The organism is Aquimarina algicola (assembly GCF_006443095.1).
Lineage (GTDB): Bacteria > Bacteroidota > Bacteroidia > Flavobacteriales > Flavobacteriaceae > Aquimarina > Aquimarina algicola.
The window spans coordinates 1,427,568-1,441,900 of sequence record NZ_VFWZ01000002.1 but is presented as its reverse complement, the minus strand read 5'-3'; the positions used below and the strand labels follow the sequence as shown (position 1 = coordinate 1,441,900).

The following is a 14,333-nucleotide window of genomic DNA, read 5'->3' as shown; positions in this document are numbered from 1 at the left end:
CTATTTTATTTACCGGGAAAATCTGCTTTTCTTTTTTCTAAAAATGCAGTAGTTCCTTCTTTGAAATCTTCGGTACCAAAACAATTACCAAATTGTTCTATCTCTGTAGTATATCCATTTACACCATCTACATAACCGTCATTTATAGATTTGATGGCTGCGCTAATGGCAACAGAAGAATTACGCATAATTTTTCCGGCAAGTTTTTCTGCCAAAGGGATTAGCTCTTCTTGTGCTGTTACATGATTTACCAGCCCGTATTGTAATGCTTGTTGTGCATCAATCATTCCTGCGGTCATAATCATCTCCATAGCTCTGCCTTTTCCTACTAATTGTGGTAATCTTTGCGTTCCTCCATATCCGGGGATTACACCAAGAGATACTTCTGGCAATCCCATCTTGGCATTATCACTTGCTATTCTAAAGTGTGCTGCCATAGCTAGTTCTAATCCTCCACCCAGAGCAAATCCGTTTACAGCAGCAATTACAGGTGTGGAGAGATTTGCAACAAAGTCAAAAAGAATCTCCTGCCCTTTTGCGGCAAGGCTTCCTCCTTCTGCAACCGAAAAATCAGCAAATTCACTTATATCTGCACCGGCAACAAAAGCTTTTTCTCCCGTTCCTGTAATGATAATTACCTTTGTTTCTGCATCTAGATCAGCTACTCTAAAAGCTGCATGCAACTCTTGTATGGTTTCTTTATTAAGCGCATTCAATTTTGAAGGGCGATTAATCGTAATTGTAGTTACCCCTTGGTTTTGAGTAGTGAGAATATTTGTATACATATCGAATCTATCTAATTATATTTTTTAATATTAATAAAGTTTGTTGTCTAAAAAATGCTATTGTAATTATTATTTTGGGAATTTAACCTTAAAAACGGTTCCTTTTCCTACTTGTGACGTAAAGGTAATACTTCCTTTATAGGTTTCTACAATATTTTTTACCATCCCAAGACCCAAGCCCATACCACTTGTCTTGGTTGTAAATTTGGGTTCAAAAATCTTTTTTGCCATATCTTCAGAGATTCCTAAACCATTATCGGCAACTGTAATGACCGCATTGTTATCTTCAGAAAATACTTCAACGATGATTTTGGGTGTTCTGTCCTTTGGTATTGCTTGTATCCCATTTTTAACCAAATTAGTAACCACACGAATCAATTGGGTTCTATCAAACTTTACGATGAGTTCTTCTTCTTCTGAAGGAAAAATAATGTATTTCTCATTAAAGATATCTAATGCCAACCGAACTACTTTTACCACATCGAGAGTTTCATTTTTTTGCGCAGGCATTTGTGCAAAATTTGAAAAAGCAGATGCAATAGAACTCATTGTATCAATTTGCTGGATCAGTGTATTGCTATATTCTGTAACTTTTTGATTTATAGTAGGATCGGTAGGGTCAAATTTACGTTGAAAACTTTGTACCGTTAATCGCATAGGAGTCAACGGGTTTTTGATCTCATGAGCTACCTGCTTGGCCATTTCTCTCCATGCTGCTTCTCGCTCGCTTTTTGCCAGCATTACTGCACTTTCTTCTAGTTCATCGATCATACTATTATATGCTGTAACCAGTGAATAAATTTCTGCACTGGCATCACCAATATCTATACGTTTATTACGCTTGTCAAAACGTGTTTGATCCATCGTATCAGAGATTGTTTTTAAAGACCTGGTAATGTATTTTGACAAGAAATATGCTATGATAATGGCAATAAATAACATTAAAAGATATACCTGCCCCAAACGAAAAAGATATTCAAACAACTCTCTGGTAATCAAATCATCATCTTCTAAATATGGTAAATTAAGAATCGCGAGAGGTTTTGATTTTCTATCAGAAATATAGGTATACGAAGAGAGGATTTTTTCGTTATTTCTTTCGGACTCAACCAGGTAACGCTTATTATATTGTGATTCTAAAGTATCTATAATAATAGGGTTAAGATTTTTATAAATCGTATCTTCTAAAAAATTCCCTTCGGACTGGACCAATAATGTACCCGAAAGATCATAAATATTGATGGGTAGGGAGTGTTCTTCGGATATTTGATAGATACGGTTGCGCTCTCTAAAAATGAGGCGTACATTATCCTCATTTATCGGATATGTTGTACTTTTTAAAACATTATCGATAGCAATCTGAATTCGCTCTTCTTTACGCTCTAATCGCTCGCGATGGTAATCTTCTGCTTCTTCTTTATATTGGTATATAGAAACAGCTGCAATCAAAATTGAAGCCAATAAAACCAATACAATCATAGAAATAAAAATTCTTGTGCGAAGAGATAGTTTTAAAAACTTCATAACATTTTTTGATTCGTAAATATAACAAATATCGCACCAAATTAATTATCAAAATTGAACCTAAAGAGTATTGAATTCGCTAAATTTACCAGACTTAATATATGAAAAACGATACTTTACTTTTGTCGGTACAAGATTTGTGTGTTTCTTTTTTTTCTGATAAGAAAGAAAATCAAGTAGTTCACAATATCTCTTTTGATATTCATAAGAATGAGATACTTGGTATCGTAGGTGAATCCGGAAGCGGCAAATCTATCACTTCTTTAGCTATTTTAGGATTGCTACCCAAGAGAATTTCAAAAATCACAAAAGGATCTATAACATACAATAATCTTTTATTATCAAGTGTAAAAGAAAAAGAGTACAGATCAATACGGGGTAATGAAATCGCTATGATTTTTCAAGAGCCTATGAGTTCTTTGAATCCTTCTATGAAATGTGGCAAGCAAGTAGAAGAAATTTTATACCAACACACATCATTATCCAAAAGTGAAGCTAAAAAAGAGGTTATTTCGCTATTTCAAAAAGTAAAATTACCTGATCCTCTCAAAGCATATCGGTCATATCCTCATCAATTAAGCGGAGGGCAAAAACAACGTATTATGATTGCTATGGCAATTGCATGCAAACCCAAACTGCTTATTGCTGATGAACCAACCACTGCCCTTGATGTTACCGTACAAAAAGAAATCATCAGCTTGCTCAAAAGTCTTCAACAAGAATATGAAATGAGTATCATATTTATTTCTCATGATCTGGCGTTGGTTTCTGAAATTGCAGACACCGTTATGGTAATGTATCATGGCAAAAAAGTTGAATACGACTCTGCAAATAGCGTCTTTAACAATCCGCAAGAAGAATATACTAAAGCTTTGATCAATGCGAGACCTTCTATCGATGTGAGATTAAAAAAACTACCGACAATAACTGATTTTTTAGAAAACAAAAGGCTGGATAGTCAAATCATAACTGTAGAAGAAAGAAAAGAACACCATCATAAATTATATAATCAGCCTCCTTTGTTAGAAGTACTTAATGTAAAAAAAAGTTATTTCTCTAAGGTTGGTCTTTTTAAAACTTCAGAATTCAAAGCTGTAGATGATGTAAGTTTCAAGCTATATGAAGGAGAAACTTTAGGGTTAGTAGGAGAATCCGGTTGCGGTAAATCAACTTTGGGAAATACCATTTTACAGCTAGACAAGGCCACTAGCGGACAAATTATCTATAAAGGACAGGATATTACTGCGCTATCATCATCTGCGATAAAAACATTACGAAAAGAGATCCAAATTATATTTCAGGATCCGTTTGCTTCACTTAATCCAAGACTTTCTGTCGGCAAAGCTATTATGGAACCTATGCAGGCGCATCAATTATATCATAATGATACCGAAAGAAAACAAAAAGTACTGGACCTATTGTATCGTGTGGGGCTTCATGAAGAACATTTTAATCGATATCCACATGAATTCAGTGGGGGACAAAGACAACGCATAGGTATTGCAAGAACCATTGCACTGCAACCCAAACTTATTATTTGTGATGAATCTGTAAGCGCTCTTGACATCTCTGTACAAGCACAAGTGTTGAATTTATTAAATGAACTCAAAGATAACTTTGGGTTTACTTATATTTTTATATCTCACGACCTTTCTGTTGTAAAATATATGTCTGATAACCTTATTGTAATGAATAAAGGAAAAATTGAAGAATTTGGAGAAGCAGATCGTATTTATGAAAATCCTCAAAAAGAATATACTCAAAAACTTATAGAAGCTATCCCCAAAAGTTCATGATGTTTTACAAAAGCACTGTAGGTTGGTTATAAAAAATAAAAAACCTGTTAAACTATTAGGTAAGCCAACAGGTTAAATTCATCGCGACTTGGGGAAGTTGCGATTGATTAACAACAAAAAATCACATTAACAAAAATACTTTTTTAGCTAAATAAACACAATTAGAAATCAATTCCATTGTCGGTTTAACTGATTTCTGTAGACGATTTATACGCTTTTTCATAATAGGGATAATAATTGTGCGGGTTAATAATTCAATTTAAAACCTAACAAAACAATGTATATAGGGGCATCATTTTCTTAAGGAGCACTAATATCCAATTTTTTTTTAAATTTAACGTTTAAATGCTTGAAAAATCGACAAAATACACAAAATTTTAACATTTAACTTTGAAAAGCCTTATTTTACGGGTTAAAGTAAAGGTTTAAGGTCGTAGAAAACCAAAGAAAATGTAATAATTTTCTTTCAAAATTGTATAAAAAAGGAAAGTTTAATACTGTAACGACACATTAAGCAAATTATTATCCGTTATCAAAAAAATATTATTCGTTGTGTATTGTAAAGAATTGGTAATATTAATCAAAAGACATTTCAGGGATGTCACCTTCTACAATTAGGTTTCCTTCTGTCGCATTTTTGATCTCTTCGATACTTACTCCCGGAGCCCTTTCTAAGAGTTTAAAACCTCCATCAATTACTTCTAAAAAGGCAAGATTTGTAACAATCTTTTTTACACAATTAACGCCCGTGAGTGGTAATGAGCATTTTTTAAGCAACTTAGAATCTCCTGCTTTATTAGTATGCATCATGGCTACAATAATATTTTCGGCACTTGCCACCAAATCCATAGCGCCTCCCATGCCTTTTACCATTTTACCGGGTATTTTCCAATTGGCAATATCTCCACCTTCAGAAACCTCCATAGCACCCAAAATTGTTAAATCTACATGTTGCCCTCTTATCATGCCAAAACTCATTGCAGAATCAAAAAACGAAGCTCCGGGCATTGTTGTAATCGTTTGCTTACCTGCATTGATAATATCTGCGTCTTCTTCTCCTTCATAGGGAAAAGGCCCCATACCCAAGACTCCATTCTCGCTTTGAAACTCTACTTCTATTCCTTTGGGAATATAATTAGCCACCAAAGTAGGAATCCCAATTCCCAGATTAACAAAATATCCGTCTTTCAATTCTTTTGCGATACGTTGCGCAATTCCGTTTTTATCGAGCATAGTTATGATTTAGTATAGAAAAACTATCTGAAAAAACTTTAGCAAATGGTATTGGTTGATTCTTCAGATAGTTTGATTTCAATTTATAGTTTATTTTAACCGGATTTATAAGGGTATTGTTAATTTAAATCAGGTTGTGGAGTCATTCTTAGATAAGGTTTAATTTCTTTATGCCCTTTTGGAAACATTGCTGGTATTTCATCATTACTTACAGAAGGAACAATCACGCAATCCTCACCATGATTCCAGTTGGCTGGTGTTGCAACTTTGTGGTATGCTGTTAATTGAAGCGAATCAACCACACGTAATAATTCATCAAAATTTCTTCCTGTTGATGCAGGATAAGTGATTGTAAGTTTGATCTTTTTGTCGGGGCCAATCACAAAAACAGAGCGTACTGTTAATTGATTATCTGCATTTGGATGGATCATATCATAGAGTTCTGATACTTGCTTATCCTCATCTGCTATAATCGGAAAGTTTACCGTGGTATTTTGTGTTTCGTTAATATCTTTTATCCATCCGTGATGAGATTCTACTCCATCTACGCTTAATGCCGCTACTTTTACATTACGTTTATTAAACTCATCTGTATATTTGGCTACTGTACCTAGTTCTGTAGTACAAACCGGTGTATAATCTGCAGGATGAGAGAATAATATCCCCCAACTATCTCCTAACCAATTATGAAAATCTATTTCTCCTTCTGTTGTTTGAGCTTTAAAATTTGGTGCTTCATCACCTAATCGTAATACTGCCATAATTTGTGTGTTTTATATTTCTTACTATTATTGTTTTTTTCGAACTGTACGTTGTTCTATTCTTTTCTCATAATGATTTCCTTGAAAAATCCGTTGTACAAAAATACCGGGAACATGAATTTGATCAGGGTCCAGTGTTCCTGCCGGAACTAATTCTTCTACTTCTGCTACTGTAATCTTTGCGGCACCACACATACAGGGGTTAAAATTTCTGGCAGTACCTTTAAAAATAAGGTTACCGGCCTCATCTCCTTTCCATGCCTTTACAAAAGCAAAGTCAGCCTTAAACGCGTGTTCAAGCACATACATTTTACCATTAAATTCTCGGGTTTCTTTTCCTTCTGCTACTTCTGTACCATAACCAGCCGGAGTATAAAAAGCAGGAAAACCACCTTGTGCAGCACGACAACGCTCTGCCAAAGTACCTTGTGGAATCAGTTCTACCTCAAGCTCACCACTTAGCATCTGTCTTTCGAACTCATCGTTTTCTCCTACGTAAGAAGAAATCATTTTTTTGATTTGTTTTTTCTGAAGTAATAACCCTAGACCAAAGTCATCTACACCTGCATTATTCGATACACATGTGAGTCCTTTTATATTTGATTGTACTAGTTCTGCAATGGCATTTTCTGGAATACCACATAAGCCAAACCCACCAAGCATAAAAGTCATATTGTCTTTAATTCCTGATAAAGCTTCGGCAACATTGGGTACCGTTTTACGGATCATATTGTTTTGATTTTAGCAAAATAAAAGTACTAAAAACATCTTTATATCAACTATAATTCGATGTTTTTATGAATACTTTAAAAGCTAAACTCATCAATACCGTCATCGCTATTTTGTCCGCTATTTTTAAAGGCTTTACAATCCACTTCTATGGATAGGTCTTCGGGCTTTTTGAAAGCATCTTGAGAAACATTCAAAGATTTGTCTGCATAACATTTTTTCATGTATAATGCCCATATCGGTAATGCCATAGTTGCTCCTTGACCAAAAGTTACTGTTCTAAAATGGGTTGCTCTATCATCACCACCAACCCAAACGCCTGTACAAAGGTTAGGAACAAATCCCATGAACCATCCATCACTTTGGTTTTGAGTAGTACCGGTTTTACCCGCAATAGGATTTTTAAATCGATAGGGATGTCCTGTTACTACATTTTTATAATCATATCGTGAAGAAGGCCCTGTACGTAATCGTACTCCTGATCCAGAATGCGTAACCCCTTCCATAAGGTTAATGGTAACAAATGCAGCTTCTTTACTGATTACATCTCGAGTTTCGGGTACAAATTGGTATAAAACGGTTCCGTTTTTGTCTTCTATACTGGTAATCATTACCGGTTTTGTATAGATTCCCTGATTGGCGAATGTGCTGTACGCTCCAACCATTTCAGAAAGTTTTAAATCTACCGACCCCAGAGCTATAGAAGCTACTTCGGGAATTTCGGATTCTACTCCCATTTTTTTGACAAGGCGTACAATAGGTTCAGGCCCTATTCTATCCATCAATCTTGCAGTAACCGTGTTTACAGACTTTGCTAATGCATTCTTAAGGTTTAAATATCCGCTATACTCACCATCACTGTTTTTTGGTGTCCAATCTTTGTCAACCACTCCGTTAGAACCTGCCGATATAGTAACTTGAGAACGTGGTAAGGTATCGCAAGGAGAAAGCTTTAACTGATCGATTGCTGTTGCGTATACAAATGGTTTGAATGTTGAACCTACTTGTCTTGCTCCTTGGTAAACATGATCATATTGAAAGTGTTTGTAATTAACTCCTCCTACCCACGCTTTTACATGGCCTGTTTGTGGCTCCATAGACATTAGACCTGACCTCAGAAACTTTTTGTAGTAGTATATAGAGTCTCTAGGTGTCATTATTGTGTCTATTTCTCCCTTCCAACTAAAGATTCTCATCTCTGTCTTTACATCAAAAGATTCGAGGATTTCTTTTTCACTTTTACCTTCACTCAACATCTTTTTTCGTCGTGCAGATGTTTTGATACTACGATTTATAATTCTTTCTATCTCAGACTTATTGATATTTCTAAAAGGTGTGTTTTTATTCTTTTTTTCTTGCTTATCGAACTCTTTTTGAAGATTTGCCATATGCTGTTTTGTAGCTTCTTCTGCATATTTCTGCATTCTAGAGTCTATTGTAACATTAATTTGTAAACCATCTCGATAGATATCATAATATTCTTTATCACCATCTTCATCAAGCCCTTTTGGGTTTTCTTTTACCCATTTGGCCATCCAGCTTCTTACATATTCTCTAAAATAAGTAGCAGTACCATCAGAATGCCCTTCTGGGGAGTAGTCTAGCTTAAGAGGTAATTCTTTTAATCGATCTCTTTCTTTTTCTCCCAGATACCCATACTTTGTCATTTGATTAAGAACAACATCTCTTCTCTTTTTTACGATTTCTGGTCTACGCAAAGGGTTATAAAGTGAAGAGTTTTTTAGCATTCCTACCAAAACAGCAGCTTCTTCTACTCCAAGATCTTTTGGGTATTTGCCAAAGTAAATCCTTGAAGCAGAACTAATCCCAATTGCCTGATTAAGAAAATCATACTTATTCAGATACATGGTAATAATCTCTTTTTTGGTGTACTGTCGCTCTAATCTTGTAGCAATTACCCACTCTTGTATTTTTTGAAGGTATCTTTCAAATTTATTTTTAGACCCTCCTGTAAATAATTGTTTTGCTAACTGCTGTGATATTGTACTTGCTCCTCCCTTGGATCCCAAAAAGATAAATGCTCTTAGTGTTCCTCTGGCATCAATACCAGAATGCTCATAAAACCTTGCATCTTCTGTAGCAACAAGTGCATCTACAAGATGTTGTGGTAGATCTTCATAATTTACTGGAGTTCTGTTTTCTTTAAAAAATGTTCCGATCTGCACCCCATCTGAGGATATGATTTGAGTCGCAAGGTCGTTTTGAGGGTTTTCTAACTCTTCAAATTTTGGCATCTCTCCAAATGCTCCCCAGCTTGCCAGCAAAAATAATAGAACAGCAAAGAAAATTCCTGATGCAAATAATATCCAAAAAGCTTTAATAAACTTTATCGTGTTGTTTCCAGACCCAGAAGATTTCGCTTTTTTTCTGGTAGATTTTGGTTTTGCTTTTGCCGCCATGTTTCAGGTGTTTTAAAAAATCTATTATTTATGTTTAGGGGTATGTGTTTGCAATTTTACTCAAAAAAACTATACAAAAGGTAATCCTTTTATTAATTTAGAGATTGTTCTACAGTTTCTATTCTAAATCCAACATCTCTTATTCCTGTAAGACTATTCACTCCATTTACTTCTCCATTTTTTCGCATAGCATGCTGTAGCGTAATCGTATAGGTTCCTTCTTCTATAAACTTTACTTTTTCTTTATACCAAAGTTTACTTTCTTTTAGATCAGAGAATCCACGTCCTAACCACTGTCCATTAGGTGCCGCCATACTATATTCTAAAGTATCAACTATTACTTTGCCATTAGGAAATTTGATCTCACCAATTACATATAAATTACTGTATTTATATTCATTATCATTACGAATATTAATAAATAGATTGTATTCTTGGTTTTGATCGAGCTCTGGTAGCACAAAACTTATCTTTTCGTCTATTTCCCAAGTTTCAGAAACAGATTGATATTGATCAAATACTTGCGTATTGTCACAAGAAACAGCAATGAGAGCTACACTACATATTAGTATAAGAAACCTAAGCTTTATCATTATTCCTATTACGAGGTCTGCGCCTTTTATTGCGTTGATTATTTGATTTGTTGGTGTTTTTTGATTTTGCAGCAGTATTTCCTTCTGCTTTTTTTGCTTTAGGTTTACTTGCTGTTGTGTTTTTTTCTGTAGTTGCAGCAGTATTTTTATTTCTTCTTTTATTACGATTTCTTTTTCTCTTACTTCTTTTGGGTTGATCAAATCGTGTTAGGCTATCTTGTCCTACAACATTTTCAAAATCTGCTTTATTATCTTCAATCAATTCTAGGGCAAAGTCTTCGAGGCTAGCAACTTTTTCGTTATTTTGATTTGCCGCTATAATTTCATTAACATCTTCTGCAGAGATTTTATGCCAATTCATCCACTCGCCTTCATAGGCATACCAAAGCAATCCTTTAAAAATATCTATTTTTTGACATACTGCAATTCCTTTCTCAGTTTTGAGTTTTACTTCTGTCTTAGGAAAATCATTAAGTGCTTCTATATATGCGTCTAATTCATAATTGAGGCAACATTTGAGTTTTCCGCATTGTCCCGCAAGCTTTTGTGGATTAAGTGACAATTGCTGGTATCGTGCTGCACTTGTGTTGACTGATCTAAAATCGGTAAGCCATGTTGAGCAGCATAATTCTCGGCCACAAGAACCAATACCGCCAAGTCTTGCTGCTTCTTGCCTGAATCCAACCTGACGCATCTCTATACGGGTACTGAACTCTTTTGCAAAATCTTTGATAAGTTGTCTAAAATCTACTCTCTCTTCTGCTGTGTAATAAAAAGTGGCTTTGGATCCATCGCCTTGAAACTCGATATCAGAAATTTTCATCTGCAACTCTAGTTTGATAGCGATCTCTCTGGCACGAACTTTCATTTCTTCTTCACGATCGCGCGCTTTTTGCCAAATATCGATATCTTTTTGTGTCGCTTTTCTATAAATTTTCTTTACTTCATCGCCATCCAGTTCTACCTTTTTTTTCTTCATCTGGATACGAACTAACTCACCAGTCAATGTAACAATACCTACATCATGACCTGGCGAAGCTTCTGTAGCAACGATATCGCCTATGCTTAAAGAAAGACCTGTATTTTTATAGAAATTTTTTCTTCCATTTTTAAAACGCACCTCTACACAATGAAAAGGTATTGCCCCGCTAGGAAGAGACATATTAGAAAGCCAATCAAAGACCGTTAATTTATTACAACCATCTGTACCACAGGTACCATTATTCTTACATCCTTTCGGTTGTCCGTCTTTTGCGGAAGAACAACTGCTACACCCCATATTATCTACATATATTGAAATTTGTCTACGTTTTTAACGTAACAAACATGGTTCATATTATAATAAGAGATTTTTAAATCTCTAAAATATTTAAACGTTAAAGATACTATGAAATGGGGATAAAAAAAATTATCGACAATAGTATCTTTAAAATTTAAAAAATCACTTTTTATATTTTAATGCTTCAGAGCGGCCTTTTTTAAAGATTTTGTTGCTATTCTTTTTTCCTCTTCTCAGCATTTTTTGTTCTTCATAAGGCAATCTATTTACCTCCATACATTCTGTAGAACAGCAGTTCTCCATCTTACTTGCACATTCATCGCATTGAATAAACAAAAGGTGACAAGCTTCATTTGCACAATTTACATGATGGTCACAAGGTTTACCGCATTGGTGACAATTCGCAATGACATCATCAGAAATTCGTTCGGATCTTCTATGATCAAAAACAAAGTTTTTGCCTAAAAACTTATTTTCAAGCTTTTGCTCTTCTATCTGTCTTGCATACTCTATGATCCCCCCTTCTAGCTGAAATACATTTTTAAACCCTTTGTGCTTATAATACGCACTTGCTTTTTCACAACGTATCCCTCCTGTACAATACATCACCAGATTTTTGTCCTCTTTATGATCTTTAAGATCCTGCTCTATGATGTCAAGTGAATCTCTAAATGTATCTACATCAGGAGTTATAGCCCCTTCAAAATGTCCGATTTCACTTTCATAGTGATTTCGCATGTCTACTAGTACTGTATTCGGATCTTCTATAAGTTCATTAAATTGACTTGCATTAACATGCGTCCCTTTGTTTGTTACATCAAATGTATCATCATTAAGTCCATCTGCCACAATTTTATGTCTGATTTTTACCTTAAGTTTTAAAAATGATTTTGAATCTTGCTCTCTGGCAATATTAAGGCGAACATCTTTTAGAAAAGAAATACTATCCAAATGGGTTTTGAACGCTTCAAAATTTGGTGCAGGTACAGATAATTGACCGTTAATACCTTCTTTGGCTACATAGATACGTCCTAAAACATCTAGCTCATTCCAACCGATAAAAAGGTAGTTCCTAAAAATCTCTGTATTACCAATGTGTGCATATTTATAAAAAGAGAGGGTAAGTCGATCTGTTCCCGCTTCGTCAATTAGGATTGCTCTCTCTTTTGCACTTAATTTATTGTACAGTTGCATGCTATACTAATTTTTTAAGTTAAAAGAAATAAATTTTATTCTCGGCAAAAGTACAAATAGTCTCTTTATCTGCAAATAAAAGATCCTTGACAAAAAAACGCCTTAAGAATTGTCTTAAGGCGTTTTTTGGCTAATTCGTTATTATTTAAAATTTCAGTTGACAAAAATTTTTAATAACGAAGCTAGCCATCCTCAAAAATACAACTACAAATTTTTGTAGCTGTATAGCCATAATAGTTTGCCAAAATAGTGATGACAAATCTCATTATTGACAATTATTTTTGTTCATCATTTGCTCTTTTAATAAAGATGAAAAAAAATGGTTTGGTTGCGTAAAAATTTGAAATTTGTTGTTAATAACGATTTGAGAATCCATGGTATAACTATAAAAAGAAATAGTACTTTAGCAAAAAGTTAATACCAAATGTCAAATCCAGATATATTTGATCAGCAAATGAGTACAGAAAAAGAAGCAAAATTAAAAGCACTAAAATTAACCTTAGATAAATTAGATAAAGCCTACGGAAAAGGAACGGTAATGAAAATGAGCGATAGCTCGGTTCAAGAGGTTGATGTAATCTCTACCGGATCATTAGGCCTTGACCTGGCATTGGGTGTAGGAGGATATCCCCGAGGTCGTATTGTAGAAATTTATGGCCCGGAATCATCTGGTAAAACAACACTTACTTTGCATGCAATCGCACAAGCGCAAAAAGCTGGAGGTATTGCAGCATTTATTGATGCAGAACATGCTTTTGATCGTTTTTATGCAGAAAAATTAGGGGTCAACATCGATGATCTGATCATATCACAACCTGATCATGGAGAACAAGCGCTAGAAATTGCAGATAATCTTATTAGATCAGGAGCAATTGATATTATTGTAATAGATTCTGTAGCGGCTTTGACTCCAAAAAGTGAAATTGAAGGTGAAATGGGAGATTCTAAAATGGGACTCCATGCCCGTTTAATGTCTCAGGCACTAAGAAAATTAACTAGCTCTATTAGTAAAACAAATTGTACGGTTATATTTATTAACCAGTTACGTGAAAAAATCGGAGTAATGTTTGGAAACCCAGAGACGACTACCGGTGGTAACGCGCTTAAATTTTATGCATCTGTAAGATTAGACATTCGTCGTTCTACACAAATTAAAGATAGTTCTAGTGAGGTTATTGGAAATAAAACCCGTGTAAAAATTGTAAAAAATAAAGTTGCACCTCCTTTTAGAACAGCAGAATTTGATATCATGTATGGCGAAGGGATTTCTAAACGAGGCGAAATTATAGATATCGGAGTTGATTATGAAATTGTAAAAAAGAGCGGATCATGGTTTAGTTACCAGGATACAAAACTAGGACAAGGTCGTGATGCTGTAAAAAATCTTCTGAATGATAATCCAGAACTTATGGAAGAACTAGAAGAAAAAATCAAAGAAGCAATCAAAATTGCAAAAGAAGGATAATCATACTCCTTTTTATAAAGTTATACCTATCAAAATCCCGTTGCAACGGGATTTTTTTATACCTTAAAAGCAACCATACCTATATTATTTCATCTTACTAACACTAACTGATGTTTAATGAGGTATGAAAAGATTAAAAATAGTTCTGTTTTTTGTCATAGTGACAATATGTATAGGATGTGACCTTAATGATGATGACAACACTAATTTCTCTTATCAATTAGTAAAAATAGAAGAAGTAGATTTGCCTGAAGAATTTATAAGAGGTAAAACCTATGATATTGAAGTCTCTTATTTTAGACCAACAAATTGTCATTCTTTTGAAGGTTTCGATTTTACAAGATCTGAAAATATTAGAACTATAGGAGCTATACATATAGTTCTTGATAGAGAAGATTGTGAAAATTTACAAGATGAGACGCTTTCTCAAGCATCATTCAGGTTTTTTGTGGGAGAAGAAGAGTCATACGTATTTAGATTTTGGCAGGGAAGAAATGAAGAGGGTGAAAATCAATTCTTGATTATAGAAATCCCGGTAGTCGCTCAATCATAAA

The 14,333-nt window shown here is 34.5% G+C and carries 12 protein-coding genes; 3 read left to right on the top strand and 9 right to left on the bottom strand.

The features are described from left to right. Positions 1-5: 5 nt before the first annotated feature. Together FHK87_RS10335 and FHK87_RS10330 are read right to left on the bottom strand one after the other, a co-directional pair. Entirely contained in the window at positions 6-785 is a 780-nt protein-coding gene (locus FHK87_RS10335) for an enoyl-CoA hydratase/isomerase family protein (RefSeq protein ID WP_140592600.1), read from the bottom strand. A gap of 69 nt (positions 786-854) precedes the next feature. Next, the gene (locus FHK87_RS10330; RefSeq protein WP_140592599.1) at positions 855-2,309 is read right to left on the bottom strand and encodes a sensor histidine kinase; all 1,455 of its coding nucleotides are present in this window, start codon (positions 2,307-2,309) and stop codon (positions 855-857) included. A gap of 101 nt (positions 2,310-2,410) precedes the next feature. Here FHK87_RS10330 and FHK87_RS10325 point away from each other — a divergent pair, with 101 nt between their 5' ends. After that, positions 2,411-4,105, top strand: coding sequence for an ABC transporter ATP-binding protein (locus FHK87_RS10325; protein WP_140592598.1), 1,695 nt, complete (start codon positions 2,411-2,413; stop codon positions 4,103-4,105). A 576-nt stretch (positions 4,106-4,681) separates the two neighbouring features. Here FHK87_RS10325 and FHK87_RS10320 read toward each other — a convergent pair. The 7 genes from FHK87_RS10320 to trhO all read right to left on the bottom strand — a co-directional run bounded on the left by FHK87_RS10320 (position 4,682) and on the right by trhO (position 12,314). Then, entirely contained in the window at positions 4,682-5,338 is a 657-nt protein-coding gene (locus FHK87_RS10320) for a CoA transferase subunit B (protein ID WP_140592597.1), read from the bottom strand. 119 nt (positions 5,339-5,457) lie between these two features. Beyond that, positions 5,458-6,099: a peroxiredoxin gene (locus FHK87_RS10315; protein ID WP_140592596.1), complete on the bottom strand. Its 642-nt coding sequence runs from the start codon at positions 6,097-6,099 to the stop codon at positions 5,458-5,460. A 27-nt stretch (positions 6,100-6,126) separates the two neighbouring features. Next, entirely contained in the window at positions 6,127-6,828 is a 702-nt protein-coding gene (locus FHK87_RS10310) for a CoA transferase subunit A (protein WP_140592595.1), read from the bottom strand. A 77-nt stretch (positions 6,829-6,905) separates the two neighbouring features. Continuing rightward, a complete protein-coding gene (locus FHK87_RS10305; RefSeq protein WP_140592594.1) occupies positions 6,906-9,248 on the bottom strand; it encodes a penicillin-binding protein 1A in 2,343 nt (780 codons plus the stop codon). 92 nt (positions 9,249-9,340) lie between these two features. Then, positions 9,341-9,841, bottom strand: coding sequence for a gliding motility lipoprotein GldH (locus FHK87_RS10300; protein WP_140592593.1), 501 nt, complete (start codon positions 9,839-9,841; stop codon positions 9,341-9,343). After that, positions 9,828-11,120: a PSP1 domain-containing protein gene (locus tag FHK87_RS10295; protein WP_140592592.1), complete on the bottom strand. Its 1,293-nt coding sequence runs from the start codon at positions 11,118-11,120 to the stop codon at positions 9,828-9,830. The genes FHK87_RS10300 and FHK87_RS10295 overlap by 14 nt, the downstream gene beginning before the upstream one ends. A gap of 162 nt (positions 11,121-11,282) precedes the next feature. Then, a complete protein-coding gene (gene trhO, locus FHK87_RS10290) occupies positions 11,283-12,314 on the bottom strand; it encodes an oxygen-dependent tRNA uridine(34) hydroxylase TrhO (RefSeq protein ID WP_140592591.1) in 1,032 nt (343 codons plus the stop codon). 454 nt (positions 12,315-12,768) lie between these two features. On the opposite strand from trhO, the gene recA reads away from it, so the two are divergent. Beyond that, positions 12,769-13,779 (top strand): recombinase RecA, encoded by a 1,011-nt coding sequence (recA, locus tag FHK87_RS10285; RefSeq protein WP_140592741.1) that lies wholly within the window; start codon positions 12,769-12,771, stop codon positions 13,777-13,779. A 124-nt stretch (positions 13,780-13,903) separates the two neighbouring features. Beyond that, positions 13,904-14,332 (top strand): hypothetical protein, encoded by a 429-nt coding sequence (locus FHK87_RS10280; protein WP_140592590.1) that lies wholly within the window; start codon positions 13,904-13,906, stop codon positions 14,330-14,332. Position 14,333: the final 1 nt, after the last annotated feature.

Excerpts from the sequence above, each read along its gene's own strand:
- FHK87_RS10335 (WP_140592600.1), bottom strand. The coding sequence starts at position 785 with ATGTATACAAATATTCTCACTACTCAAAACCAAGGGGTAACTACAATT.
- FHK87_RS10330 (WP_140592599.1), bottom strand. The coding sequence starts at position 2,309 with ATGAAGTTTTTAAAACTATCTCTTCGCACAAGAATTTTTATTTCTATG.
- FHK87_RS10325 (WP_140592598.1), top strand. The coding sequence starts at position 2,411 with ATGAAAAACGATACTTTACTTTTGTCGGTACAAGATTTGTGTGTTTCT.
- FHK87_RS10320 (WP_140592597.1), bottom strand. The coding sequence starts at position 5,338 with ATGCTCGATAAAAACGGAATTGCGCAACGTATCGCAAAAGAATTGAAA.
- FHK87_RS10315 (WP_140592596.1), bottom strand. The coding sequence starts at position 6,099 with ATGGCAGTATTACGATTAGGTGATGAAGCACCAAATTTTAAAGCTCAA.
- FHK87_RS10310 (WP_140592595.1), bottom strand. The coding sequence starts at position 6,828 with ATGATCCGTAAAACGGTACCCAATGTTGCCGAAGCTTTATCAGGAATT.
- FHK87_RS10305 (WP_140592594.1), bottom strand. The coding sequence starts at position 9,248 with ATGGCGGCAAAAGCAAAACCAAAATCTACCAGAAAAAAAGCGAAATCT.
- FHK87_RS10300 (WP_140592593.1), bottom strand. The coding sequence starts at position 9,841 with ATGATAAAGCTTAGGTTTCTTATACTAATATGTAGTGTAGCTCTCATT.
- FHK87_RS10295 (WP_140592592.1), bottom strand. The coding sequence starts at position 11,120 with ATGGGGTGTAGCAGTTGTTCTTCCGCAAAAGACGGACAACCGAAAGGA.
- trhO (WP_140592591.1), bottom strand. The coding sequence starts at position 12,314 with ATGCAACTGTACAATAAATTAAGTGCAAAAGAGAGAGCAATCCTAATT.
- recA (WP_140592741.1), top strand. The coding sequence starts at position 12,769 with ATGAGTACAGAAAAAGAAGCAAAATTAAAAGCACTAAAATTAACCTTA.
- FHK87_RS10280 (WP_140592590.1), top strand. The coding sequence starts at position 13,904 with ATGAAAAGATTAAAAATAGTTCTGTTTTTTGTCATAGTGACAATATGT.